Origin of the sequence: Paenibacillus tundrae (genome assembly GCF_030812775.1) — a bacterium.
In the GTDB taxonomy this organism is placed as follows: Bacteria; Bacillota; Bacilli; order Paenibacillales; family Paenibacillaceae; genus Paenibacillus; species Paenibacillus tundrae_A.
This window is the reverse complement of the sequence record NZ_JAUSTI010000009.1, coordinates 127706-154412: the sequence shown is the minus strand read 5'-3', so window position 1 is coordinate 154412 and position 26707 is coordinate 127706. Positions and strand designations below refer to the sequence as shown.

Genomic DNA, 26707 nt, shown 5'->3' with positions numbered 1-26707 from the left:
CAAGGTAAATACACCTCATGCTCTTTCGTACGCCACCTGGAAACCGTCCGTGAATGATTACAATATGCTCACCTCGCCAGGCTACGTACCCGCTCCAGATCGGAATGTCCTCCACGGGAGCCAAGGGTATCTGTCATCCATTTGATGGCCGTTAGATGATCTGTTAAGATCACTTGGCTTAACAGATCAGTACCTCTTCGTTTGCGTGACCGAACTGCATTCATTCTGCCTACAGGCACATGGTGCACTGCGCGCACCTGTAACCCACCGACCACTGCTTTGGCATGTGCCAGTGGAGGAATCTCTAGACTTTCAGCACCTATAACCTCCAGAGCCTTACGACTTATCGCATGTGGAATGGCTGTCATCGAGGCTCCTTCCAGATCCGGCCTCGTTAACATACTGTTCAAAACATGTTTGGCTTCTACCACCGGATGTATAGGGATTCGTGTAATCGGGCCGTTATAGTCGTTCAGGGCAACGTCTGTTCCATCCATAATCGCTCGCACATAAGGCGCTAAGTGCTCTGGAGAGATCGGAATGTCTGCATCGGTGAATAATAATATGTTTCCACGAGCCACCGTCGCGCCCGCTTGACGACCGCCGTCATGACCTAGAGCCTCTGTATAATGGATTACACGAGCACCTGCCGCTCTTGCAACTCTTGCCGTACCGTCTGTAGAGCCGTTGACCACTACAATCACTTCCGAATCCCAGCATATACGCCTGGCTAAACGAACCACTTTACCGATCGTTTTCTCTTCGTTCATTGCTGGAATAATTACCGAAAGTAAAGGACTATGCTCTGATTGCTCCATAGCTGGAATGACATACCTATAGGTCTTTGTACCTTTTTTACGCATCGGTTTCAATCGCTGTTTCTGCTGCTGTGTCCTACTTCGTTTGGAACTTGGTTTGGTACCCGTCCGAGCGATACTACGGCGGTTTTGCACCTATATCACCTCCCATTAAAAATCATCAGCATGCAAGGGAGTACACGTTATTCTATGTATTCGTGGAGAAGTGGAAACGGCGTTTGTCCTTGATTGGTAGGCACTTCTCCCAGCAAAATCCGCTTTCTCTCCGCTCCTTCCAGACAAATTCCGTCAAAATATCGGTAAAAGGTTGCTCATCCCCTACTTTAGACATAATTTTGAGCAAAATCTAAAATTTCTCCTTTTCCAAACTTTTACATTGTGATACTATACGTTCAAGCCTTCAACTTACAAAAAAATCCTTATAAAGAACAAATGTTCCTAACTAATTTTCTTGCTGCTATTCATTAACCTTAGGACAATTGTGTCATGTTTTTCGTTCCTTGCTTATATCACTTGAGAGGAGGGATGCCGTTCACGATATACCACCTACTTCCCGGTTACGCGAACCTGGTACGAACACCCCGGCTCCGTAAGACTTCTTCTGCTTCGCAAGTTGACAATACCCCTTGGCATCCGAAAGAGGAAAGGTAATAGACGATATGGAACAAGCGACCGGATCGGATACTTTGACCTTGCTAATCCAGCATGAGACAAGCTATCCGAACGATTGACTTATAACCGTCTGTGTAACATTCCACGCTTCAGGATTAGCCCCACGCTCCGCGCTGCCCACGTCGCAGTCGGAACTCCACCCAAGAATGGCATGATATGATTCCCCAAAAAATTGAATGAATGGAGCGTTTACTATGAAATTTGCCAAAGTTATGCCAACAATTCTTGGAGGAGCACTTTTGCTCGCTTCCGTATCTTCTGCAGGAGCGGCTCCGTTGTCAGATCAATCCATTCCATTGCAAGTGCCATACGTATCTGAGGAGGGGATTCCTTTGAACAACGGCTCCGACGAAGCCATCTTCAATTTTCTTGGGCAACAAGAGCAATTCCTGAATTCGGATGTAACGTCTCAGCTCAAAATTATTAAAAGATCCACGGACACTTCCGGCATAAGACATTTCCGTTTGAAACAATACATCAAGGGCATTCCGGTCTACGGTGCAGAGCAAACGATTCATTTGGACAAAACAGGAGCCGTTTCCTCCGCCCTTGGTGACCTTCCTCCCGTTGAAGAACAATCCATCCCGAACGATGGTGTAGCTGAGATTAGTGCCGAGGATGCTATCCGTATTGCCTCAGAAGAAGCCACTTCCCGTATTGGTGAACTGGGCGAAGCCCAAAAAGATCCTCAAGCTGAATTGAACATCTACCACCATGAAGAGGATGGGCAAACCTACCTCGTGTATATTACCGAAGTCAATGTACTTGAACCAGCCCCGCTGCGGACAAAATATTTCATTAATGCTGTTGATGGTAGCATCGTATCCCAATTTGATCTCATTAACTTCGCTACGGGTACAGGTACAGGTGTCCTTGGTGATACCAAAACCCTCACCACAACGCAATCAGGAAGTACGTATCAATTAAAAGATACCACGCGTGGAAAAGGCATTCAGACGTATACAGCCAACAATCGTTCCTCTCTACCGGGTACTTTGCTCACCGATTCAGACAATATCTGGACGGATCGCGCAGCAGTTGATGCGCATGCCTATGCCGCTGCCACCTATGATTTCTACAAAAATAAATTCAATCGTAATGGACTCGATGGCAATGGATTGCAAATCAGATCTACCGTGCATTATGGTTCGAACTATAACAATGCGTTCTGGAACGGTGTGCAAATTGTCTTTGGTGATGGGGATGGTACAACCTTCACGTCCCTATCTGGTGATCTCGATGTGGTAGGACATGAATTGACTCATGGTGTCATTGAATACACAGCAAATCTCGAATACCGTAATGAACCTGGTGCATTAAATGAAGCTTTCGCTGATATTATGGGGAACACCATCGAAAGTAAAAACTGGTTGCTTGGTGATGCCATCTATACGCCTAACATTCCGGGTGATGCATTGCGTTCTCTCTCCAATCCTACCTTGTATGGACAACCTGATAAGTACAGCGATCGTTACATCGGTTCACAGGATAATGGTGGTGTTCATATTAATAGCGGAATTATCAATAAAGCTTATTATCTCGCAGCGCAAGGCGGCACACATAATGGTGTAACGGTAACTGGAATCGGACGTGATAAAGCGGTGAACATTTTCTATAGCACGCTTGTGAATTATTTGACACCAACGTCCAAGTTTGCCGCTGCCAAAACAGCAACGATTCAAGCTGCCAAAGATCTGTACGGTGCCAATTCTGCTGAAGCAACAGCGATTACCAAAGCATATCAGGCTGTAGGACTATAATTAATCTCTAACTGTGGCGAACGTTCTGATACCCCTCACTGTCCGAACGGATCGACCCTAATGATGAACAAAAGCGGTGTCCTGGACAAATCCGGGAACCGCTTTTGCTTGTTCACATGTAGAAATATATATAACCCGTGTTTAACAGCAGGTGCTATGAACAACCTCTTATACGGAAGGTCCAGCAGCGATCCATGATAACAAACCATATGTGTGCTTGCAGCCTGCCGCACGTGATACCTCCAGCACCGCCTCATCCTCGCTCTGAGACAGCAGGGATACCTGGAATCCACGGTCATTGCTCATCGCAACAATAACGTAATGCTCTGATGCAAATGACTCTTCGAATGCAACCGTCACCTCTACACATTCTTCATTCTCTGGCAGGATAAATGCTTCCATACCGAATTGTTGCACAACCAGTTGGCGGCTAACACTACGTACAGGTTGGAAGGATAGATGTTGAGGCTGAACCGATCCTGCCTGTAACTGCTCGCTACCCACGATGTTGTCACACAAGTGCGCTTGTTGGACAGACTGTTCATTGAGCTCGAACGTATGATTGCCGTTATCCGTCTCGGCTACACCGGACAGTTCTCCTTCTGTCTGAATCCATTCGCCTGTCGATAGATCAGCCTTTGATTCGGTAACAGGCTGTTCTTTCCACTCCTGGACAGATGTCTGAAGTAATTGGATCGCCTCGGCATGTGCGACGGTTTGTTCTTCCAATCGTGTAAGTTGCTGTTGTTGATCGGCTAACGTAAATTGGGTTTGTTGATCCGACTCATTCAGTACATTGAGCTGGTTAACAAGATCCAGATGTTCTGAGTGGTCGGGTTGATTGAGCTTGTTGGGTTGATTCAGGTGATCTTCTTCTACAATTGCAGGAGCTTCCTGCCGTTTGGTGGCTTCAAACTGCTCTAGCGTCTCTCCACTTACCTGACGAATCGCAGTCCAAATATCCTCGCTTAAATGTGCAGTATTCACAATTCCTACATTTAAATGTTGAGATGTGATGCTCTGCTCACGAAGCTTATTTCCGTCAATGGCACCTCCCGCAAGTTTATCTACCGTGATAGCTCCGTCTTGAATGTGAGCTGCGTTAATGCTTTGTGCTTGGATGTGGTCTCCTTGAACGGCTCCGCTCTGAATGTGATCTCCGTTGATGCTTTGCTCTTGGATGTGGTCTCCTTGAACGGCACCACTCTGAATGTGATCTCCGTTGATGCTATCCGTTTGGATATGACCTGCTTGGATAGCTCCATCCTGAATATGAGCTGATTGCACACTCTCTTCGGTCAGATGTACACCCGACACTGCTTTCGGCGCCAATCTACTGCCATCCACACTACCCTCTGCGAGTTTATCCAACGTGACAGCGCCACTCTCCAAGGCCTCCGTTGTTACACTTCCCACTTCCAGATGAGAAGCGTGAATGCTCTGTTCTTGAATGTGATCTCCTTGAACGGCTCCGCTCTGAATGTGTCCTGTGTTAATGCTTTGCTCTTGGATGTGGTCTCCTTGAACGGCACCACTCTGAATGTGATCTCCGTTGATGCTTTGCTCCTGAATGTGATCTGAATTAATACTTTGTGCTTGGATATGATCTGCTCGAATGGCTCCGTCCTGAATATGAGCCGACTGTACGCTCTCTCCCAACAAATGTACACCAGATACGGCTCCCGGCATCAATTTGCTGCTATCTACACTGCCACTTGCCAGCTTAGAGCGAGTCACGGATTCCTCTTGCAAAATAATCGTACTGACCGATTCTTCTTCCAGATGAGCTGTGCCGATACTCCGTTCTTGGATATGATGGGCAAAAATAGCTCCATCATGAATATGACGTGATTGCACTGCGTCTTGCTGAAGCTGAACGTTGCTGATTGAATCGGCCTTCAGGTGCAAGCCACTGATCAAGCCTGGTTGCAGGTGCGCTTCTGTTACCGATAACGGTGCCAGATGATCCGTCTGAACGGAGCCGGGTAGAATATGATGTGATGTAATGGCCTGCTCATTGATATGTTCCCCATGAACACTGTCTGCCTTCAGATGTTGTGAATGAACGATCTGATTGCTTAGATGATCCGACTTGATGCTGCCATCAGCCAGATGAATGGATGTTACTGCAGATGGCTGCAGATGCTCACTGCTCACTGAATCATGCTGTAATGTATCCGAAGATACAGAATCCGCAACCAGATGTTCTGCATTGACCGAACCTGGACGTAATTTATTGCCTGTAATACTTCCATCTGCAAATAATTCTGGTGACCGGATCTCATCTGCCAGATGCTCCAGTGATACCGAGTGCTGCTTCAGATGATAACCACGAATCGTTCCCGCGGGAATATGCTTAGCCGTAATACTCTCAGCCATGATTTTACTGGATGTGACGCTACCATCTGCGAGCTTAGCTGAGGTCACAGCCAAATCTGCTAGTTTATCTGTAGCAACGCTCTCAGGTGATAATTTTGGTGAAGTAACCGAATGATCTGTGAGATGTGGTGGGAAAATGCTGCCTCCAGCGATCTGGCTGGAAGTCACGCTTCCCGGAGCCAATTTATCTGTAGTGACCGCACCACGAGATATGGCATCCGTTTGCACACTTCCTGGCTGTAGATGAGGTACGCCTACGGCGTGCTCGGTTAAATGCTCCGCTTTCACTGCATATGGTCGAAGAGCATCGGAACCCACGCTACCTGGCGCAAGATGAGCGCCAGTCACTCCGCCGTGTGCAAGATGAGATGATGACACACTTCCTGGAGCGATGGCTCTGCTGCTGATCGATGCCGAGCCTAATTTTTCTTCCGTTATACTTTCATCCGCAAGCTTCGCATCGGTTACCGCACCATCCTGCAGCTCATACGTACCTACCGCAGACTCCGTCAGATGCGATGTGGAGACAGCCCCGGGTGCAATCGCATCCGCAGACACACTGTCTGTGGCTAAATGCGTAGCCTCAATACTCCCACTCGCAATATGGATGGAATGGATCGCTGCATTATCCACATGCACAGGCGAGATCCCCCGGTTGGCGATATGCTCTGCACGAATAGAGCCTTTAGCAATATGCTTCCCATGCACTGCCTCATCGGCAATTTTGGAAGCAACGATACTCTGATCCGCAATCTTAGAAGCTGTAATGGACTGTTCCAGCAGTTTGGCTGTCCCTACAGATTGATCTGCCAATTTACTGCTCGTCACGGCACCATCCACCAGATGTTCATTGGTCACTTCGCCCGTACCGATCTGTTCCCTACCTACAGCAGCAGTACGAAGCTGATTAGATCCAATTGCGCCATCCACCAGATGTCTTCCGCTCAGCGAGCCTTCAGCCAGATGTCTTGCTTCAATTGCACCGTCTTCAATCTGCTCACTTCCAATACTACCCGCTGCGAGCTGGGAACGATTGATTGCCCCTTCAGCCAGATGGGTCTGCTTGATCGCACCTGACTGAATATGACGAGATTCCACCGATTGTTCTTCGATCTTGCTGCTAGTGACCGCTCCCTCACGGATTTTAGCTGTTGTCACTGCTTCGTCCGCTAACTTGGATGTATGCACCGCTCCGCCTGTCAGGTGGCGAGTATCTACACCGCTGATGGCAATTTTATCTCCAGTAACGGCTTGGTTTTTGATTAACTCCTCCGTGACAAGCATGCGACTAAGATGCCTTGTGCCAATTGAACCATCGGCAATTTTGGCTGCATCAATGACCTGGTTGCCCAGCTTTTGCGATGTGATACTGCCGTCTCTTATTTTCTCTCCGCCAACAGAAGCATTACGTATTTTGTAACCTGATACCGAGCCATCAATTAAATGTTCCTCTGATACGGATGCCTCGGCAAGTTTAGCAGATACAATCGCACCATCTGCGATATGAATGCTAGTCACTGCATAATCTTGTAACGCCTCGCTGCCAACAGCTCCAGGTTTCAATTTGGATGCATCTACCGAGAACGGTGCAAGTCTACTCTCTGTTACCGCATACTCACTCAGGTCATCCGTATAGATGTACGCCCCCGTTGAGCCTGGCATCTGATTCTGATTCAAGATATATCGGCGATCCTGACTTGTCGTTTCCTTCGGTTCTTCTAGAACACTAGGCGCTACACTGCTCACTTGAATTTGCTTGGATTCTTCTACGGATGCTGGTACCTCTGGTTCCTTTGCCACTTTGGGTTCAGGTTGAACTGCTTGTGGCTCAGGTAGTACTGCTTCTGCTTCTGCTTTTGCTTTTGCTTCCACTTCTGGCTTAACTTCTTTTGCGTTTGTTTCATCTGCAGCTTGATCCGCTGATACTGGCGAAGTTTCTACAGGTATCTGATTTTGAATGGCTCTATGAGCCGGTACAGATGTCTCCAGTCGTTCTTCCTTGTGCAAGAACGGATCCGATTTTGTCGAGCCGATACGGCGATCCGTCAGTTCCAATTCCTTAAACTTCGGGCTCACATGCCGCAGTTTCGGCGTAAGAACCTTCTTTTTGCCTCTTTTACTCATGCAGCTTGCTCCTTCCTCTCACGTTCGTCTCCGGCATCATATGCTTGAATCTAGGCATCTGCCACTTCTAATCCGGCATTTTTCCATACTGAGCCATCATGTACAAGTAAGAACGGATCAGATGAACCCCATGAAGTGAAATAGGCTGCGTACGGTTACATCGAAAAAGGCAGATGTCCATGCCCTCCGAGCAAAACTGTCATACGATATCATATAAGTACGGGTATGCCATGAACGGACGAACCAGTGCCTTGATAACTTTGAAGGAGGAGCGGTCATGCCACAAGAGACGATCGGCATTATGTTCGATTCACGCATGTACCGAGGGATACCGGCCGGAAGGACCGGTCAGGAATCACTCGTGAATTATGAGCAGGCAGCAGCCAGCCACGGATTGACACCTTGTTTTTTGCGACTCGAAGATATCGATTTCAACACCAAAACCTGTGTAGCCTATGTAAAAAAAGAAGACGGATACGTCCGGCAAAAAATGCCCTTACCCACAGTCATTCATAACCGTGCACTTCAGCTCCGCCAAGCGGAACAGCATCAAGTTACTACCTTACTTTTGCAAGGTATTCAGGTATATAACGTTCGTAATCGTTACCGTAAGGATCATATTCACGACATGCTCCGTCAGGAACCTTTACTGAGAGAGCATCTGCCTCATGCCGTGAGAGCCACACCTGAATCGTTAACGGATATGATGGAGCAGTATAATGATTTGATCATTAAGCCATGTAGCGGAAGTATTGGGCATGGCATTATCCGAATATTCAAGCAAGACGGGCATTGGAAATTAACCCGTGAAACGAGAGCTTCACGCAAAGGCTGGGCCACCTTTCGACTAACCAAGGGGCAGCTACCCTCAGGGATCCTGCGCCGAATTTTCCGGTATGCACACCTTATTGAAGAACGTATTCCTCTCATCCGATATGAGGGAAGACCGGTGGATCTGCGTGTTTCAGTACAACGTGGAATGGATGGTTTATGGGGAGTGACTGGACTATTCGCCAAAGCTGCTCCGACACATACCTTTGTCACTAATATCGCTCAAGGCGGTAAGGTCATGACGCTGGGTGAGGTGTTAGGCTCTGATGTGAATAACTACGAGCTCGCACAACTGGAATCCAGAATCCGCTTAGTCTCGCTGCGTATCGCCAAAACGCTGGCGGCAAGCCTACCTCATCTTGCGGATCTAGGTCTTGATTTAGGCGTCGCCCGCGACGGACAGATTTATTTTATTGAATGTAATGGACGGGATCAGCGTTACGGTTTCCGTAAAGCCGGTCTGGTGGAACAATGGAGGGCAAGTTACCACGAACCGATGGCATATGGACGTCTTCTGCTGGAGCAGAATTCGCGTATCCCTAGACAACCACAGACGTACCGGAAGTACCCGTATTGATTTCGGAGGCATTCTGTGTCAATATTATGCAGAACGGCCGGGTCCTACCGGCCTTGATGTTCGCACTAACCCTAAGGGGGATATTCATGGCAAAAACGCTGTTACGGTTAATGACTGAGCTTTCTTCTCGCAAATGGATCTCGCGAACTGTGGGAGCCTTCTCCAAGAGCAGAGGAAGCAAGGCATTTATTCCTTATTTTGTCCGGACCTACGACATCCCTGTTCAGGAAGCAGAGAAAGACTGGAAGGAATACCGTTCACTGAATGATTTTTTTACTCGCAAATTAAAACCAGGCATGCGCCCATTAGACCTTTCGGAACATGCGCTAATTAGTCCAGTAGATGCCAAAATTACGGCAGCGGGTCCAATATCCGCAGGAACACTCCTGAATGTTAAGGGACAAAACTATACACTAGCTGAATTGTTGAATCACTCACCACATCGGGAGAAATACAAACATGGTTATGCCTTCGTCCTGTATCTCAGCCCTCGCGACTATCACCGCATTCATGCACCTGTTAGCGGACGCAGGATTGAGAGCGAACATATCAAGGGGAAAGTTTACCCCGTGAATGATTTTGGTCTGACACATATGAGATCCGTGCTGAGTCGCAACGAACGACTGATTACGTACATCGCCCATGATTATGGTGAAGTAGCTGTGGTTAAGGTCGGTGCGATGAATGTGAGCAGTATTCAGTATGCTGATACAGATACCAGCACATGGGCACAAGGTGATGATTTAGCCTATTTTGAATTCGGCTCAACGGTGGTTCTTCTAACGCAAAGTGGTACGTTTGAACCAACGCCTGGCTTACAGCCGGGAGATTCCGTCAAAATGGGAACATTGCTCGGCCGCCTGAAACCCATTCACTAATACTCATAAGACTGGCAGCTCTCATGCACAATTAAAAAGGATGGCGGAACACCTGTAATCAGGGTCTCTGCCATCCTTTTTAGATTAGTCTATGTATCATGCTAGCATGATACAGCCATTACACTGCATGTATACAAGCATTACGAAGCCTCACTCCGTAATTCATTGATCGACTGATATCTCCTCAAAACCATACATCCTGCAACTCATCTGCGGGTTTAGATCGACGCAGACGGTTCCGGAAAATAAGGCATCCTTTTGTAGAGCATCCCCGGTTGCGGATCCGCCGTTTTCCGTTCATCCCAAGTCCCCCCTTCGTTTGTTCATCTGGAATGCTTTTTACTTACCCCTGACTCCCAAACTTGAAACGTTATGCTGTTCTTACGCCCTAACGAATCTCGGAAGGACTTTTGCCTGTATACTGCTTGAACTGACGACTGAAAAAGAAGATATCCCGATAACCTAAAGCATCCGCCACTTCGGTGACATTCATGCCTGTATGCACGAGCAGATGCTCAGCACGTTCAATACGCATACGAATGATATATGATTGTACTGAAGAGCCCACTAACTCTTTAAACTTGATAGAGAAATAACGTGGAGACAGCCCAGCACGTGCAGCCAAATCCTCCACACGATGCGTGATCCCCGGATGCTGACGAACATAATTCGCCACTTCCTGAATCACATCCGATAGCTGGTTACTCACCTTTTTCTCAACGGGTGCTTCCGTATCCGCACGCAATAGATGAATCATCAACTGCTTTAAGATCAACCGACTCTCTTCGGTGCGACCGTATACGTCAGACAGGAACAGTCTTACATACCGTGCGAGCAAATGTTCAAACTCCACCGTCTCCTGTACTTCACGATAGGACTGCGGCACATCCGTAACGTCCACATCCACATCAAAATGGATATACGTCAGTACGAGCGGTTTCTGTCGATTATGTGTTGCACTTGTATGGTCTCCCGGCCTGAATAGGAAACAGCTGCCTTTACCCACCTCGTAAGGCTGGTCATTCAGCACAACAGTTCCCTCACCGCTCCACACATAAAATAAATCATAATTCTGCATCGGTTTTTCCCGCTTCTGCCACTTCCATCCCGGTTCGCAGACTATTTTGGCGACAGCGGGCAAAATAACAAATGATGACGGCGATGCCTGCAGCATGTCGCCACTCCCCCTTGAATGTTAATCTCTAGCTATTGCATCGTACCCATTCCTATCGTTTGGGGCATAGGCTTACGAATTGTTCATCTCAGGTTACCCGATCCGTGTACGCAAATCCTCGTTGAATTGATGCAATATGCTCATATATATATTCTCTGCCCCTCTGGGAGCAAAATGTCTTATTCTATTATACAGCGGAATTCATCGAAACGAAAATGTACTCTTCTCCCAAGCAATCCGCATTCGGTTAATGCCCTCCGCAATCTCATCCTCCTCCAAATGTGCGAAGCCAAAACAGACTGCAGGATGACCTGGTGTGAGCTGATAACGTGCCGCATCACGGAATAATACACCATCCTCCTGAGCTAACGTTTTGAATCGAATATAACGCTCTCGATCATCATTCCAAGAAGCATAGATATGCAGTCCTGCATCCCCTGGCTGCATGGTAAAAGCTTGGGGCAGTTGCTGCTGCATCTCACGAACAAAAAAGGCATGTCGCTCCCCATACAATCGAGTTAAACGTCTTAAGTGCCTCAAGTACCCTCCCCGCATCATCCACTTTGCAAGTGCACGCTGTTCGAGCAGTGCAGGTGGCACAGGTTCATACAACGCTTTAGCCGCGAGAAGAGGATCTACAAGCGATGGAGGCAGCACTGCATAACCAAGCCGGAACGAAGCTACCATCGTCTGTGAGAAGGAGCCTACGTAGACAACACGTTGTTCTCGATCGAGCACTTTGAGTGGTTCAATCGGTCTGCCTCCCCATCGAAATTCACTGTCATAATCATCCTCAATAATGACGGCATTTCGTTTACTTGCCCACGTCAGTAATGCCTTACGTCGTTCAAGGCCAAGAACAGCACCTGTTGGAAATTGTCTGGTAGGTGTTACGAATAACACCTGTGCTCGCCAGTCTTGAGGAATGATGCCTTGAGCATCAATGCCCGTTGGAATAATATCACCACCACAAGATTTTACAGCATGAGCTATGCCTTGGTATCCTGGGTTTTCTAATACGGCTGCTTCTCCCTCCGAGATCAGTAACTGCGCTAGCAGTACAATCCCCTGCATGGAACCGCTGAATAATACGATCTGAGAGGCATCCGCATCTATCCCCCTTGTCCATCTAAGATGAGAGGCAATCGCTTCTCGCAGCTCTAAGTCTCCTGCGGCACTGCTATGGTCACGCCAATCGCTACGATGAACAGCCGCCAATGCACTCTTCCACTCTGACTCCGGGAAATGCTCTGCTGGCATGCGCTGCACCTGAAAGTTAATGATGGGTTTGCCCTGTGCCAGGGCAGGCGTATCTCCCTTTTGCGTATCCAGCGCTGCGACTCGTTCTCCCCAAGCAGATAGAATAATTTGGGCTTCCGTACCCTTTTTAGTCGCTGTCGTTAATGTGTCTGTTACAAAGGTGCCTTTCCCCCGATAAGCCTCAACGTAACCATCTGCAAGCAGCATATCATACACCTGTGCTACAGAACCGCGTGACATACTGTACTGAACCGCAAGTTCACGTGTGGAGGGCAACCTTGTTCCTCCCGTCAACGTGCCTGCATGTATAGCGTCACGCAATGCATGGTATAGTGCGACATATTTGTATCGATGCTGCTGCTCATATGTATCCATCGGTAACCAGAGTTCCATTATTCGTCTCCTTTGTATCTCTCAACCTTACTAAATTGGACTATAAATTTGAATATAAATTGGCTCTATTTATATGTCAATGTACGCTCTATTGTTAGGATAAAGCAACCTTTTCGATTAAAAAACCAATTCAGGGGGAACAACGATGAGACGAAAAGAATTTACATTAGAAGAAGAACAAGAGATCATTACCTTTCTAGACCAGTGCTCCTTTGGTTTTCTGGGAACGATCAGCCCGGATGGACAGCCTCGGGTGACGCCACTGAATTTTGTTTATATGGACGGCTGTTTTTATTTTCATGGCAGCCTTGCTGGAGAGAAAATGAAACAGATTAAGCAAAATACTTCGGTTAGTTTCACAGTAGCAGAAGAGTTTTCGCTCATTCCATCCTATTTTACTGATCCAGAGCTGGCTTGTCCGGCAACCTCCTTTTTCAAAAGCGTCATGGCGTTTGGTCAAGCAGAGCCGGTAAAAGACTTAGAAATAAAAGGTAGGGTTCTACAACGATTTATGGAGAAGCTTCAGCCACAAGGTGGCTATGTCCCGATCGATGCGACCGATCCACGTTACACTGGGCAACTTAAAGCTGTAGCCGTTGTACAAATTGCGCCAGAGCGACTAACCGCCAAGTTCAAATTCGGGCAAAATCTCTCGTCTGAAGAGTTCGAGGATCTTAGTAATAAACTGGAAGCCCGGAACGAAGGAAGGGATATAGAGACCGCTGAAATGATGCGAAAATACTGCCCTTTTCATCAGCAATAAACCTCTATTTTCAATCCACAACAACGCGGTGAAGTGTTATAACTGTCATTATGCGTAATTTCCGTGACGGGGGGATGTCAAGGTGTTATAATGTTAGGCAGTTGAATCCCAAAGACTTGGAAGGATGAAAAGAATGAATCCACTGGCTGAACAGTTGAACGAAAGTATTCAGGCAGGCAGCAGTCACGTCTACTCGATGCTGTCGCAGCTCGGCAAAGAAATTTATTTCCCGAAAGAAGGTATCTTGAGTCAGTCTGCTGAAGCAGCAAGTCTGGCCAAAACCTATAATGCCACGATTGGTATCGCCCTAGAAGGCGGTGTGCCTATGCATCTACCTGTTATTCAGGAGAAGCTGTCCGCATTCCAACCAAAGGATCTGTATCCATATGCTCCTCCTGCAGGCAAGCCTGAATTACGGAGTGTTTGGAAAGAGAAGATGTTGAAAGAGACCCCTTCATTGGCAGGTAAGTCTTTTGGCAACCCAATTGTAACGAATGCATTAACTCATGGACTCAGTATTGTAGCCGATTTGTTTGCAGATGAAGGCGACGCTGTTATATATCCAGATAAAAACTGGGAAAATTATGAGCTGACTTTCGGAATTCGCCGTCATGCTCAGTTGGTTCATTATCCACTGTTTGATGATCAGTTAAACTTCAACAGTGCAGGGTTGCTTGAAGCGTTGCTTGCTCAGAAAGACAAGGGCAAAGCAATCGTATTACTCAACTTCCCGAACAATCCAACAGGTTACACGCCAGGCCCAGAAGAAGCAGATGCGATTGTGAATACGATTCATCAAGCAGCTGAAGCAGGTGTCAATGTAGTCGTTGTAACAGATGATGCTTACTTCGGACTTTTCTTTGAAAATTCGATTCACGAGTCCTTGTTTGGCAAACTCGCAGGCATCCATCCACGTGTGCTGACTATCAAAATCGATGGCGCAACGAAAGAGGAATTCGTATGGGGCTTCCGCGTAGGCTTCATCACGTATGCCCACGAAGATGCTGCTGTGCTGCATGCCATGGAACAAAAGACTCTCGGTATTATCCGGGCGACCATCTCCAGTGGGCCGCACCCTTCTCAGACATTTGTACTTGATGCATTGAAAGCACCAGAGTTCGAAGCTCAGAAGCAGGAGAAGTTTGAAATTATGAAAGGCCGTGCCAACAAGGTGAAGGCTCTTCTCGATAGCGGCAAGTATGGAGATGTATGGGAGTATTATCCGTTCAACTCCGGTTACTTCATGTGTCTGAAGCTGAAAGAAGTCAGTGCTGAGGCACTTCGTACCCATTTGTTACAACAATATGGTGTCGGAACAATTGCGCTGGGTGAGACTGATCTGCGAATTGCGTTCTCCTGTATTGAAGAATCCAACTTGGAAGATCTCTTCGATACCATTTACCGTGGAGTTCAGGAATTACAAGCCACTTGACTTAGGATGTTATTGTCATGTGACTATAAATAGGTTAGGTGCATCATGAACCTAATCTTCCCTATAAGCCACCCCTCTCGGTGATGTATTCATCATTTAGAGGGGTATTTGGCATATTATCTGTGTAAAGATTGATAACAGGATCAAACCGTTAGATCCCCCACCGTCCCTACCGCTTTTACTCCATGTTATCGGTCATCTTCTTAGCATACACCGCCCAAAATGGTTATTTCCTCAGGAATACAGGGCAAAGGCCCAATCAGCCAACACCCAAGGCACATAATATACGGTGTACGCAAGGGCGTGCCAACAACGAACTGAAAGGGGAATGACCATGTCTGGAGTTGAAGAAACAAGAGGCGGTTATGGATACGGATTCGGAGGATTTACAAACACAGGTGCGATTCTTGTATTGTTCATCCTGCTTGTCATCATCACGAAGTCGTTCCTCTACTAGTCCTGATCTGTTGTATTCATTCTGCACGATGAATTCAACCTTACACACGATCTGTCCGTGTTGTTAGGGGCATAGGGATATGTCAGACAACACGTCGGTAGGCGGCTATCCATTCGTGGGTAGCCGACCTCTCACACCACAGTTTATGTACGATCAATATGCGACATTGTCCATGTTGATCTGTAATTGTAGCCGCCCGCACTGCGTAGGGATGTCAGCCCCCCTTACCTGTTCGGGCTTTTTCATCGTAACCGTGCTGGATAAATATCCATTTAAGATATCGCAATATTTAAGAAGATAAGGTAGGTAGGTATCCATAATAAGTATCGTAAGCATATAAAAAAGCCCCCTACGGCAACTACCGCAAGAGGCTTACTTTAATACAAACCGTACGATGTAAGCAAGTCACCTCGTACATGTCGTAGGCCATACTACTACGATTCTAACTACATACATTGAGCTTTACACATCATTGTTGCTCGTCAGCATCAGGATTACATAAGAGAATATTCTACTCCTCTTCTTCTTCCTTCAGCCACTTTTTACTTTGCGAACGTCGCATTAACATAATGACCAGCACGCCCAAAATCAACCCTGCTCCTGCTATCGTGATTCCACCGATCCCACTCGACAGCATCGGCAACCACATCAGCAGAGCAGACAACGCATGCAGATTCGAAATGAAGCCCAGCACTTGTGAACGGCGGCTCTCACCCGAGATCGGATAGATCATAATCCAGAATGATTCAGCGTGACTACGACGAAGTGCCCCCAACTGCACACCAACCAGCAATAGGAACACTAAGTATGCACCGATACCAAAATAAGTACCTGCCGTCCACCAAGACAACAGCATCCCGAGCACAATTAAACGTACAACAATGGAGAATACTTCTGTGCGAATGAATGTCTTCGTAATAAGGTAGCGGTACGCTTTGCCTGCACTCCACGCAAGTCCACTTCCCCATTTGCTAAGCCAGCGTCTGGAGCTGACCTTTTGTCCTGAGGAAGGTACGTCTACGAACCACCCCAACGTCCGCATCACTCGGCCTGCTTGACCCTGCTCAACCTGAATCAGACGTTCCCAAGCCACCCGATGCTTCACAGGTATGCGCAGAGCTACTAGGTAGACCGCCGCCAGCAACAGCAAAAACCAAATACTGCGCGCTGGTGGCTGCCATACCCAAGCGGCCACAGCAAGAATAGCGGTTGCCCAGCGAAGCAAACGAAATGCCCTGGATGCCCCCACCTGAACCATACGCAGCTCTTGCCAAGCACCGTAGCTTGATAGTCCCTTCCACACGAGTAAGAGCAAGAGAAACCAGGTGAAAGGTTTGGCATCCTGATCTGCCCTTACATAGAGTGGCCACAGCGTAAAGAAGATAAGCAGCATACCCAACGTTTTGTAGATAATGCCGCGGGCAAAGCTGTTCTTCAAATATTCATGCATCCGATGTTCCTGGGGACGTAAAAATACGATATCTGCTGGATGAAGATATGTACGATATCCGCTATATAACACCAAAGGGGTAAGCAGAAGCAATGTAATCCAGCGAATCGGAAAGCCCGCAGGTATGTTCTGTACAAATGAGGTGTACCAAGCGGAGAAGGCAATGATAAGAAATAGAAATACCATCGCTACCCCGCTCTGAATGACATATCCCAGATAAGGCAGAATTTTATTCCAAAAGCCCGTGCGTCTTTGCTTCCATAACAGCCTCAGATCCATACTCAATCCCTGCCTTGTACGAGGGAATAGAACATATGCTCAAGCGTTGTATTCGACTCTCCGTATTGAGAACGCAGCTCCTCCAGAGTTCCATGAGCGATGACCTGTCCACGATGCAGAACAATGAACCGATCACAATAGTTCTCTATGGTCGAGAGAATATGCGAGCTGAGCAGGATGGATGATCCGGATGCTTTCATCTCCAGCATGAAATCAAGCAATGAACGAATCCCAAGTGGATCGAGCCCCAAGAAAGGTTCATCAATGATATAGAGTGGCGGCCCTGCTACAAATGCACACATAATCATAACCTTCTGCCGCATTCCTTTGGACAAGTGAGTGGATAGGCTGGTACTTTTCTCCCGCATACGGAATAAATCTAACAATTTCTCCGTACGTTGCTTGAAATCGGCTTCCGAGACGCCATACGCTCTTGCTGTGAATTCCAAGTGCTCCATGACCGTCATCTCGTCGTACAATTCAGGTGACTCTGGAACAAAAGCCATCGCGGATTGGTAGATCTGAGCATCCTCTTCCCTTGTCTTACCCATTACGCGGACTTCACCCTGTTGTGGAGTCATCAAACCTAAGATATGTTTCATCGTTGTACTTTTACCAGCGCCATTTAATCCGATCAGTCCGACCATTTCTCCGCGTCCAACTTTCAGATCAATGCCGTGGAGGACAGGCCGCTTGGCACTATATCCTCCACTTAACCCGCTGATTTCCAATACGGGGGATTGAACATTACTCATGAATCCCTGCACCTCTTTCGTCAGGTTTTATTCTTCGGAACGCGGTGTGTTCCCCTTGCTCCATTTTGGCGCTCCCTTGTTCTTACGATCCTGGTTGCGATCCGTTCTTCCTGTATTACCGGCTGGTCCGTTACCAGCCTCACGTTGGTTCGATATCACTGCTTTTGCACCACCATTACGTGTTGCCTGTCCCGGTTTGCGACCTTTTGCAGAGCCTGGCTTCCGACTGAAGGAATGTCCTTCTGGTCTTGTGTCAGGACGTGGATCTGCTTCTAGCACTTTACCACCGAACAACACACGCTCTGTAAGCTCGATCCCCAGCTCACGTGCAAACTTACGCATAATAAAGATCTGTGTTTCATCTACAATGGACAGCACAATACCACTTCGTCCCATACGTCCAGTACGACCTGCGCGGTGAACATAGTGCTCTGAATCAAACGCAGGATCATAATTGATAACCATCGGCAGTCCTTCGATATCCAATCCTCTCGCGGCAACCTCACTCGCAATCAACAATTGGATTTTACCGTTACGGAAAGCGGACAAGACATTGCTCCGTGTAACCTTATCAGCATCACCGTATAGCGCGGCTGCAGATAGACCCAAATGATTCATTTTGGCTTCAACTTCACCGATATCTTCCGTGGCATTCACGAAGACAATAGCACGATCGGGATTGTACTGTCTTACGAGACGACGCAGCATATCAATTTTGTTCCGTGTTTCCTCGACAAAATAAAAATGCTCAAGCCCTGCTGCGGTTGCACGCTCTGGTTCAATTCCGATATGAACGGGCTCCTTCATCTCTCGCTTGGCAAGACCAGCCGTATGCTCATCAATCGTTGCCGATAAGAAAATAAGCTGACGATCGCGGAGTGCACTGCGTAGAACAAAATCAACGTCACTCACACCACCAAGCTGGAATACTTGGTCTGCCTCATCAATGACAATTGTGGAGACGTTATGCATTTTCAACTTTTTTAATGTAATCAATTCTTTCAGCCGTCCCGGTGTTCCCACAACAAGTGCTGGATGCTCACGCAGCTTCTCTATCTGACGTTTCACCGCTGCGCCTCCAATTAAGCCTAGAACACCAATTTTACGTTCTTCTCCATAACGCTGTGCTTCACGTACAATCTGCATAGCCAATTCTTGTGTAGGGGCGATAATAAGCTTCTGTGTGCCCTTTACATCACTTTTGATCGTTTGCAGAAGAGGCAACAAATAAGCAAGTGTTTTGCCTGTTCCCGTCTGGGATTTAGCTACGACATCTCGCCCTTCCAAGATCACTGGTATGGTCTGCGCCTGCACAGGAGAAGGTTCATTAATGCCATGTCCGGCAAGTACTTTCTCAAGATCCTCTGCTACGCCAATTGAAGCAAATGTATTTGTCATGGTTGTCCATCCTTTAATTTTATTCTTTTATTTTTCCGTGGAATAAGCCTCTCATCACATTAACTTTCATTATATGCGAAAAGCAGCTATGAACCAAATCTTAACCAAAAAAAAGAAAAGCTCCTCGGCGGAGCTTCCCGTAATTCAACCGTGATGTCCATTGCTATATTATACTTGAACACGCTGTCACTTGATGGTTCGTATCCGTCGCTCACTTCTGATTCATGAAGCCATGTGACAAGCGATCCGCAAGACGTGGGAACAACTGATACAGCCATATCCCAGCAGATGCCATTCGAGGCAAATTCACTTCTTCTTTACGCTTTTTCATCGCTTGAACCATATGTTTTGCAACATCCTCAGGTTTCAACATCATCCAGCGTACATTGTTGACATAATTGCCAGATGGATCTGCACGATGGAAGAACGGTGTATCAATCGGCCCAGGATTAATAGTGGTCACCTTTAATCCCGTTTTACGTAACTCCTGACGCAGAGCATTACTGAACCCGAGTACAGCATGTTTGGTTGCTGTATAGGAAGCTGACTTTGCCGTTCCGATTTTGCCAGCCATGGAGGCTACATTCACAATCTGTCCTGTACCACGCTTCAGCATGTGCGGCAACACAGCCTTCGTGCAACGAACAATGCCCATGTAGTTCACGTCCATCATTTCATCGAATTCCTGCACGGTCATATCCGTCATTGCAGCAAACTTTCCATATCCCGCATTGTTCAACAATATATCGATTCGTCCGTACTTCTCTAACATGTTACTTATCGCTGCCTGCACCTGCTCGTCGTTGGTGACATCCAGCGTAAGAAGTTCATGTTGCCCATTCAGCGAAGCACCAATCTCTTCAAGCTTGTCCCGCGAACGGGCAGCCAAGATAGGAATGGCTCCTTCTTCTATCAGCATCTGAGCACAGAGTGCGCCAATCCCACTCGACGCGCCAGTAATGAATACAACCTGATCTTTCAGCATATCTGATGTCCTCCCGTAGTGAACACATATTGCCCCTCGAGGCCTATGTTTCTATTTTACGAGATCATCACCTGAATATCCATCTCACCAATGCCATCCATCAACAATGGAATGCTCAATGCTTTCGTTGCACTAAATGCAGTCAAATGTTCCGATTTCATGACTTGTGGAGGTGTAATATCCACAACCACACCTTGATTAGACAAAATGGTACTTGCGTTACCACTGATCATATTACCAAGCTCGGAGATTGCACTTTTACTCATATCGTCCATTTCCGTGATTACAAAACCGCCCATCATGGCTGAAACAATTTTCAAAGCAACCGACTCTTGAATGCCAAATACAATATTTCCGCTCATTTGTCCGGTCATTCCAATGACGATCCAGACATGGTCAGCAATGTACTCTACATTTTTGACGCCAAGACTTCCGGTGGAAGGCGAAACCTGGATGAGCTGTTCAAATACGTTGCGTGCTGATTCCAGGAAAGGATTAATCACTTCCGCTTTCACTGTTTATGTCCCCCTCGCACTGGGTTATTGGTCACACACCAAAAGTCCCATATTCTATAAATTTATTATACTTTATCACGTACAAGAATACATCATGAATTCATCAATGAATGTGTACTATAATTTATCGTCATCTATGGGGCAAATGTTTATAGCTAATTTTGGCGAAATAACAGGGTTTTTTGGATATTATTTAGGTGATTTTTTCCTTACTATGCCTACGCAAAGGGATTTAGGACTATTTTACTGTTTTCTTGAAAAGACTAAAAAATAAAATGTTATACATCGAAAACAAGTTCTTAAGCATTATTTTCGGGAAGATCAGATCAGAAGCCTTTCATCATGAAAAAACATGACTTCTACCGCCTGCTATGGTATAGAAGAATAGGAGAGATTTTAGCCCTTTCTCAGATTGTTTTTTGCTCTCCAGATCGTCGGTCTATAGCGAGGTTCTTATAAATAAGTTCCTCATGAGCCATGCCATCATTTAACTAGGGAGTGAACCATTGAATGATTAACCAAGTCGGTCAAATCATGCTGTACGTCAACAACCAAGAACAGGCTCTACAGTTTTGGACAGAAAAGGCAGGTTTCCATGTCATCGCAGAAGAGAGTCTCAGCCCGGAAATGAAATGGTATGAGATTGCGGCAACCCCGGATGCTGAAACGAGCCTTGTTCTTCAAGACAAGCAGGTCGTTGCCAAAATGTCGCCTGGCGTTAATCTAGGCACACCTTCTCTTATGTTATTCACCCCTAACATCGATCAGCTCTATCAGGATTTCAAAGATAAAGAGATTACCGTTGGCGAATTGGTGGATTTGCCTTTTGGCAGAGTATTTAACTTTGCCGATGATGAAGACAATTACTTTGCCGTTATGGAACGCAAATAAAATAGGTTTACACTTCACAGATCATGACCTGATATCGTAATGATCTTCAGGCGGCTGACGCTTAGTCAGTCGCTTTTTCTTATTTAAACTGCCTCATTCTATGTATTTCTATGTCCTGCAAACTTCTTGATGTTAGATTTATTGCCCTGTCCCCTTGAATCACCTATAATTTAAGATAACGGAACAATGAAACGTTACGGATTCCACTCACAAGCTTGATATGTAGTTGATACTTTGCCCGCTAGGAGGAAATACATGAATATCAGCCAACTGGAGACGCTGATTACGATATCCAAAACAATGAGTTTCCGCAAAGCGGGAGAATTACTGAATCTCACTCAGCCTGCCGTCTCTGCCCAGATCAAAAGTCTGGAGGATGAATTCAACACCGTTCTTGTAGATCGTAATCAACCTGTCACACTCACTGACCGTGGCCAAGTATTTCTAGAGCATGCTGAGCGCATGCTGGATATTGTGGATGAATTGAAACAGAAGCTATCCGATCTGGATGAAACACCGCAGGGAAGGATTGTACTCGCTACAACGACATCCATCGCCATTCAAATTTTACCAAGGGTATTGTCCTACTTTCAGGATCAGTTTCCTCTAATCAAAACGAGCATTCAGTCCCTGCCGTCCTCCCAAATTTATACGCAGGTCGAAAATGGTTTGGTCGACATCGGTATCGGTTATCTTACGGAACGTAATCCGAATCTGAATACCGCTGTGTTGTATTACGATACGTTTGAACTCGTCGTTTCTCCTGCCCATCCCCTGGCAAAGCAAAAGCACGCTGCCGTGGATGTATTGCGTAACACCCCGCTGATTCTATTGTCCCCTGATACTGTGGGGCGACGTTTTACAGAAGCTGTATTCAAAAAGTATGATATTCAACCCAATATCGTCATGGAGTTATCGAGTAGTGAAGAAGTCAAACGTATGGTTGAGATCAATCTGGGAGCGGCTGTGATATCTAAGCAATCTGTCGCACATGAGCTGCGGCAAGGTACACTGCGAATGATCCCACTAAGTGAATTAGAGGTCAGTCATCCCGTCGGCGTCATTTACAAATCTAGCCGGTACCTCAACTCTGCTATGCAGCAATTTCTAAGTGATCTAAAAGGTATGCCTGAGACGCAGTTCATCAGTTCTGAATGACAAATGAGCTATGAGAAAGGAAGGATTTCTAATGAAATTTGATCTTCATACACATCATTTTCGTTGTGGTCATGCAGACGGTAATATTCGTGATTATATTGATGCAGGTATTGAGGCTGGACTTCAAGCCATCGGTATATCCGACCATACGCCGTACTTTGGCAGTGAAGAGGAACAGGCGTTTCCGCGAATTGCGATGGCAAAATCGGATTTACGTAACTATGTCGAAGAAGTCCTGTCTCTGAAACAAGAATATGCGGGCAAAATCGACGTATTACTCGGCATTGAATCCGATTATTTCCCTATCCATGCTGAGCTGTACCGCGACACACTTGGGCAGTACCCTTTTGACTATATTATTGGATCTGTTCATCATACCGAGGATGTCAGTATCTTCAATAAGACGCGGTGGAAAGGACTTAGCGACGCACGCAAAGTTGAAGTGAAAAAGAGTTATTATTCCTTGATTCGGGAGTCTGCTCAAAGTGGAATGTTTCAGATCTTAGGTCACATTGATGCAATGAAAGGCAACTACCCTTCCTTCTCTGATATTATTGCGGATGAGGCCATTGATGAGACATTACAGGTGATTGCCGAATCGAACGTAGCGATTGAGATTAATACGTCAGGCAAAACAAAACTTAGCGGAGGCTGGTACCCTTCAGATGCCATTCTCGAACGTGCTCAGCACTACGGTGTGAAAGTAACGTTTGGATCAGATGCTCACAAACCTCAGCGGGTAGGGGACGAGCTGGAAGAAGTGCGTACTCGCTTGCTGGAGATTGGATTTACAGAATGGGTATATTTCAAACAAAAACAGATGCAGATTGTACCTTTGTAATGGCACAGTCCGCTTACAGCATACCAAGAACCCCACATGGAAGCTCATTCCATAGTGGGGTTCTGTGTTTTCGTTTTGATCGGTTTCATATGATAGCTTCATATGAGAGCAAAAAAAATGAACCCGTTCGCACGGGTTCCAACAGCATAATATATTTATCAAAAAGGGGGTCATGAGATAAGTTTACCCGCTGTCTGTTAGAGTTCAATTGCAGCTATATTTCATTTGTGTAACAAATAATTTGAAGTGCAAATGAGATGTTTCAACTATTTTATGCTATGTCACCTGAGGCTTGTCGAAGACCACGGTCTGGAGGTTATCCTCCATAGATACTCGAACCTGTTGCTCTCGGTACATGCTGTATACTTTAACGTCCATCAACGTATCACTTTCACTGGTGGCGTCATTCTCCACTGAACCAAAAGAAGGCAACGTCCGTTCATAAGACATACCACTTTTGTGCAATACACGCTCCGATGATACGTTAGCTTCGTAACAACGTGCTTCCACTTTCGACAAGTCTAGCTCCGTAAAACCAAATTCAATCATCCGTCGCAGCGCCTCCGTAGCTATCCCTAAGCCCCAACAAGATCTGCTCACGATGTATCCAATCTGCGCTGTACCCTGCTGTTCATTCCAATGCTGAAACGAAATGATCCCAATGAGCGGTTCTCTGCCTTTCCAACATATCCCGTAATGTAGCGATTCAAGCTTCGCACTACTACTACGAATCTGATTCAATAATCGCCGGGCACGAACCGGTGTTGGCTGGTTCCCCCTGTTCACATAGCGGATAATCTGTGGATCGGAGAACAATTCCGACAATGTGCCAAAATCACTCTGACGTAACGATCGCAGCACAAGGCGTTCTGTCCATAGTACAGGCAATCCCTGACTTAGCATTTTTCGGGTCAGCATGACAATCGCTCCTTTTGCCTATCGGGTTTGAGTCCGGTAAGACAAGCATGCTCTGGAGATGATCCGGAAGTATAATATTTGCTTTCCAATTCAAAAAGGACGACTACAGATCGTGTTGAATCCTACACGTCTTACGTTATTATGCCAACACGCGATAAGCTGTTATTCCTCTATCACACTTTTCTCCTGTAATCCACGATAAACACCTGTTCGAATCTCTCGAATGTATAACTCAAGTGCTGGCACCCCTGCTTGTTCTGCAACTTGAACTTCCTGCTCAATATCATAGGGAACACGGACAAATTGAATATTAATAGCTTGGTTTATATCTCTGTTGCTCGCTCCCTCAAGAATACAATATGAAGCCTGAGGGATATCCAGTGGGTTGCCCACACTCCCTACATTGAACAGAACTTTCCCATTCAAGTGCTGTAAATACGCATTGTGTACGTCGCCATAACCTACGATATCTGCCTGTCCGAGTTCAGCCTCATTCGCCGGGGCATCAAACATCGCTATACGTTTGTCCACATCATCCCATGGTTGTACGCGGTGGTATACGCTTTGTGGTGAAGCGTGTACCAATCGAATCGTACGTCCACTTAACTCGAATTGATGACTAAATGGAAGATTCGCTAAATAGTCCAGTCGTTCCTGCCCAAGCTTGTCTGCTTGCCAAGTAAAGTTCTCATTATCCCGATTCACAGCAACCAGCTCATCCCAGTTACCCCGAACGACTTGTTCACATGTCTCTCTCACCCGATCAACCACCTGAACTGGATCAGGCCCTTTGCCTACGAGGTCGCCAAGACAAAAGATTCGCTTCAGCCCGCGACTCCGAATATCATTCAATACTGCTTCCCATGCCGTCATATTGCCGTGAATATCGGATACAATCGCAATTCGTTCCATCCTGGCTAACCTCCATTCATAACTTGCATATTCATGTAGTCTGTTATGTTTGATGACTCTGCAAATGAAATACAGTCACTTCGGGTCTACACAAAAATCGAATTGGGAGATGGGTCATTCCAAACCCTCGATTGACATACACAGGCATTTTCGTCCAACCGACATAATACAATCCCTTTACAAATTTTCGTGCACCACGAGGAGCAGATAACGCCCCAATCCACGGAAAACGAACCTGGCCGCCGTGGCTGTGCCCAGACAACTGCAATCCAAAACCATTGGAAGCTGCTCTATCCGCATAGTCAGGTTCATGCATAAGTAACATTTTCCAGATGTCTTCATCCAGACCTTCCACAGCTGTAGCCAAGTTAGGCTTGCCCGTTAATGCATCATCTAATCCTACAATAGCTATTTGATCCTCATGATGTTGGATAACTACATGAGCATTCCGAAGTAAGGTAAAGCCAGCCTGCTCAAACATCTTCTCCACTTCTTCTTGCTGCTTTCCCCGGTAATCATGATTACCGAATATTGCAAACTTCCCCAACTTAGCATGCATGGAAGACAGAGCCGGAATACACTCCCGCATAGGTTCTGCATCTCGCTCCACAATATCTCCCGTAAAACATATCAGATCCGGCTGCTGTTCTTGAATCAGATCCGCCAGCTTCTCGATCTGCTTCACGCCAGTATGGAATCCGATATGGGCATCACTAAACTGTATTAGTCGCAACCCATCAAAGGCACTGGGAAGTTTAGGGAGATTTAATTGCACCTGCTTTACTTCCACACGTCGCGGCTCCCATAGCGCATATCCACCTGTAAACACAGTTGCGATAGCTGTCATTAGAATTGTCCGTAACTTTGTACTTCGCCGGGAGGGATCATGATCCTTTTCCTGACCAGGAAAAAGGGGCTGCTCTGTCTCATTCTTATCGTGTCCACGCCTGCTTGGCGTTTCCTTATTGCTCTTATACGGCACCCTTGCCATGTTCCCTCTCCTCCTTCCGCACACAATCCATCCCCACATTATAGCATATTCTGCATCATAAGCTCGGTTCCTTCGCCCCATTACAAAAAGAAGCCA

22 protein-coding genes are annotated in these 26707 nt (G+C 46.5%); 9 read left to right on the top strand and 13 right to left on the bottom strand.

The genetic code is table 11. From position 1 onward, the window contains the following. Positions 1–68: 68 nt before the first annotated feature. Together J2T19_RS17410 and J2T19_RS17405 are read right to left on the bottom strand one after the other, a co-directional pair. Complete coding sequence (locus J2T19_RS17410) at positions 69–953, bottom strand: glycosyltransferase family 2 protein (protein ID WP_307217895.1); 885 nt, start codon at positions 951–953, stop codon at positions 69–71. Between the two features lie 52 nt (positions 954–1005). Continuing rightward, on the bottom strand, positions 1006–1161 hold the full coding sequence (locus J2T19_RS17405) for a hypothetical protein (protein WP_307217893.1): 156 nt from the start codon (positions 1159–1161) through the stop codon (positions 1006–1008). Positions 1162–1684: 523 nt separating this feature from the next. On the opposite strand from J2T19_RS17405, the gene J2T19_RS17400 reads away from it, so the two are divergent. Next, the gene (locus J2T19_RS17400; protein ID WP_307217890.1) at positions 1685–3250 is read left to right on the top strand and encodes a M4 family metallopeptidase; all 1566 of its coding nucleotides are present in this window, start codon (positions 1685–1687) and stop codon (positions 3248–3250) included. A 168-nt stretch (positions 3251–3418) separates the two neighbouring features. Here J2T19_RS17400 and J2T19_RS17395 read toward each other — a convergent pair whose 3' ends face one another. Continuing rightward, entirely contained in the window at positions 3419–7753 is a 4335-nt protein-coding gene (locus J2T19_RS17395; protein WP_307217888.1) for a WIAG-tail domain, read from the bottom strand. A 277-nt stretch (positions 7754–8030) separates the two neighbouring features. Here J2T19_RS17395 and J2T19_RS17390 point away from each other — a divergent pair, with 277 nt between their 5' ends. Beyond that, positions 8031–9161 carry a YheC/YheD family endospore coat-associated protein gene (locus J2T19_RS17390; protein WP_307217886.1) on the top strand — a complete coding sequence of 377 codons (1131 nt, stop codon included), beginning with the start codon at positions 8031–8033 and terminating at the stop codon, positions 9159–9161. Positions 9162–9247: 86 nt separating this feature from the next. Next, positions 9248–10039 carry an archaetidylserine decarboxylase gene (asd, locus tag J2T19_RS17385; protein ID WP_307217884.1) on the top strand — a complete coding sequence of 264 codons (792 nt, stop codon included), beginning with the start codon at positions 9248–9250 and terminating at the stop codon, positions 10037–10039. Between the two features lie 388 nt (positions 10040–10427). Here the strand turns inward: asd and J2T19_RS17380 are convergent, their stop codons facing one another. Next, the gene (locus tag J2T19_RS17380; protein ID WP_056702506.1) at positions 10428–11213 is read right to left on the bottom strand and encodes a helix-turn-helix domain-containing protein; all 786 of its coding nucleotides are present in this window, start codon (positions 11211–11213) and stop codon (positions 10428–10430) included. 201 nt (positions 11214–11414) lie between these two features. Further along, positions 11415–12866 carry a MocR-like pyridoxine biosynthesis transcription factor PdxR gene (gene pdxR, locus J2T19_RS17375; protein WP_307217881.1) on the bottom strand — a complete coding sequence of 484 codons (1452 nt, stop codon included), beginning with the start codon at positions 12864–12866 and terminating at the stop codon, positions 11415–11417. A 145-nt stretch (positions 12867–13011) separates the two neighbouring features. Between pdxR and J2T19_RS17370 the strand changes: the two genes are divergently transcribed. From J2T19_RS17370 to J2T19_RS17360, 3 genes are all read left to right on the top strand, one after another. Further along, complete coding sequence (locus tag J2T19_RS17370; protein WP_307217879.1) at positions 13012–13629, top strand: pyridoxamine 5'-phosphate oxidase family protein; 618 nt, start codon at positions 13012–13014, stop codon at positions 13627–13629. A 133-nt stretch (positions 13630–13762) separates the two neighbouring features. Then, positions 13763–15061, top strand: coding sequence for an aminotransferase class I/II-fold pyridoxal phosphate-dependent enzyme (locus J2T19_RS17365; RefSeq protein WP_056702498.1), 1299 nt, complete (start codon positions 13763–13765; stop codon positions 15059–15061). Between the two features lie 334 nt (positions 15062–15395). After that, entirely contained in the window at positions 15396–15518 is a 123-nt protein-coding gene (locus J2T19_RS17360; RefSeq protein WP_217363759.1) for a YjcZ family sporulation protein, read from the top strand. A gap of 511 nt (positions 15519–16029) precedes the next feature. Here J2T19_RS17360 and J2T19_RS17355 read toward each other — a convergent pair. The 5 genes from J2T19_RS17355 to J2T19_RS17335 all read right to left on the bottom strand — a co-directional run bounded on the left by J2T19_RS17355 (position 16030) and on the right by J2T19_RS17335 (position 20900). Continuing rightward, on the bottom strand, positions 16030–17247 hold the full coding sequence (locus tag J2T19_RS17355) for an ABC transporter permease (protein ID WP_307217877.1): 1218 nt from the start codon (positions 17245–17247) through the stop codon (positions 16030–16032). Between the two features lie 2 nt (positions 17248–17249). Next, positions 17250–18002 (bottom strand): ABC transporter ATP-binding protein, encoded by a 753-nt coding sequence (locus J2T19_RS17350; protein WP_056702492.1) that lies wholly within the window; start codon positions 18000–18002, stop codon positions 17250–17252. A 27-nt stretch (positions 18003–18029) separates the two neighbouring features. Continuing rightward, the gene (locus tag J2T19_RS17345) at positions 18030–19400 is read right to left on the bottom strand and encodes a DEAD/DEAH box helicase (RefSeq protein WP_307217875.1); all 1371 of its coding nucleotides are present in this window, start codon (positions 19398–19400) and stop codon (positions 18030–18032) included. A 211-nt stretch (positions 19401–19611) separates the two neighbouring features. After that, positions 19612–20385 (bottom strand): SDR family NAD(P)-dependent oxidoreductase, encoded by a 774-nt coding sequence (locus J2T19_RS17340; RefSeq protein ID WP_307217872.1) that lies wholly within the window; start codon positions 20383–20385, stop codon positions 19612–19614. 56 nt (positions 20386–20441) lie between these two features. After that, positions 20442–20900: a chemotaxis protein CheX gene (locus J2T19_RS17335; RefSeq protein WP_056702483.1), complete on the bottom strand. Its 459-nt coding sequence runs from the start codon at positions 20898–20900 to the stop codon at positions 20442–20444. A 510-nt stretch (positions 20901–21410) separates the two neighbouring features. Here J2T19_RS17335 and J2T19_RS17330 point away from each other — a divergent pair. The 3 genes from J2T19_RS17330 to J2T19_RS17320 all read left to right on the top strand — a co-directional run bounded on the left by J2T19_RS17330 (position 21411) and on the right by J2T19_RS17320 (position 23790). Then, positions 21411–21791, top strand: coding sequence for a VOC family protein (locus J2T19_RS17330; RefSeq protein ID WP_307217869.1), 381 nt, complete (start codon positions 21411–21413; stop codon positions 21789–21791). Positions 21792–22046: 255 nt separating this feature from the next. After that, on the top strand, positions 22047–22949 hold the full coding sequence (locus J2T19_RS17325) for a LysR family transcriptional regulator (protein ID WP_056702477.1): 903 nt from the start codon (positions 22047–22049) through the stop codon (positions 22947–22949). 31 nt (positions 22950–22980) lie between these two features. Next, positions 22981–23790, top strand: a complete 810-nt coding sequence (locus tag J2T19_RS17320) for a histidinol-phosphatase (RefSeq protein WP_307217867.1) — start codon at positions 22981–22983, stop codon at positions 23788–23790. Positions 23791–24066: 276 nt separating this feature from the next. Here J2T19_RS17320 and J2T19_RS17315 read toward each other — a convergent pair whose 3' ends face one another. From J2T19_RS17315 to J2T19_RS17305, 3 genes are all read right to left on the bottom strand, one after another. Next, complete coding sequence (locus J2T19_RS17315) at positions 24067–24708, bottom strand: GNAT family N-acetyltransferase (RefSeq protein WP_307217865.1); 642 nt, start codon at positions 24706–24708, stop codon at positions 24067–24069. Between the two features lie 162 nt (positions 24709–24870). Then, complete coding sequence (locus J2T19_RS17310) at positions 24871–25620, bottom strand: metallophosphoesterase family protein (protein ID WP_307217863.1); 750 nt, start codon at positions 25618–25620, stop codon at positions 24871–24873. A gap of 43 nt (positions 25621–25663) precedes the next feature. Further along, positions 25664–26611 (bottom strand): metallophosphoesterase, encoded by a 948-nt coding sequence (locus tag J2T19_RS17305; RefSeq protein ID WP_307217861.1) that lies wholly within the window; start codon positions 26609–26611, stop codon positions 25664–25666. Positions 26612–26707: the final 96 nt, after the last annotated feature.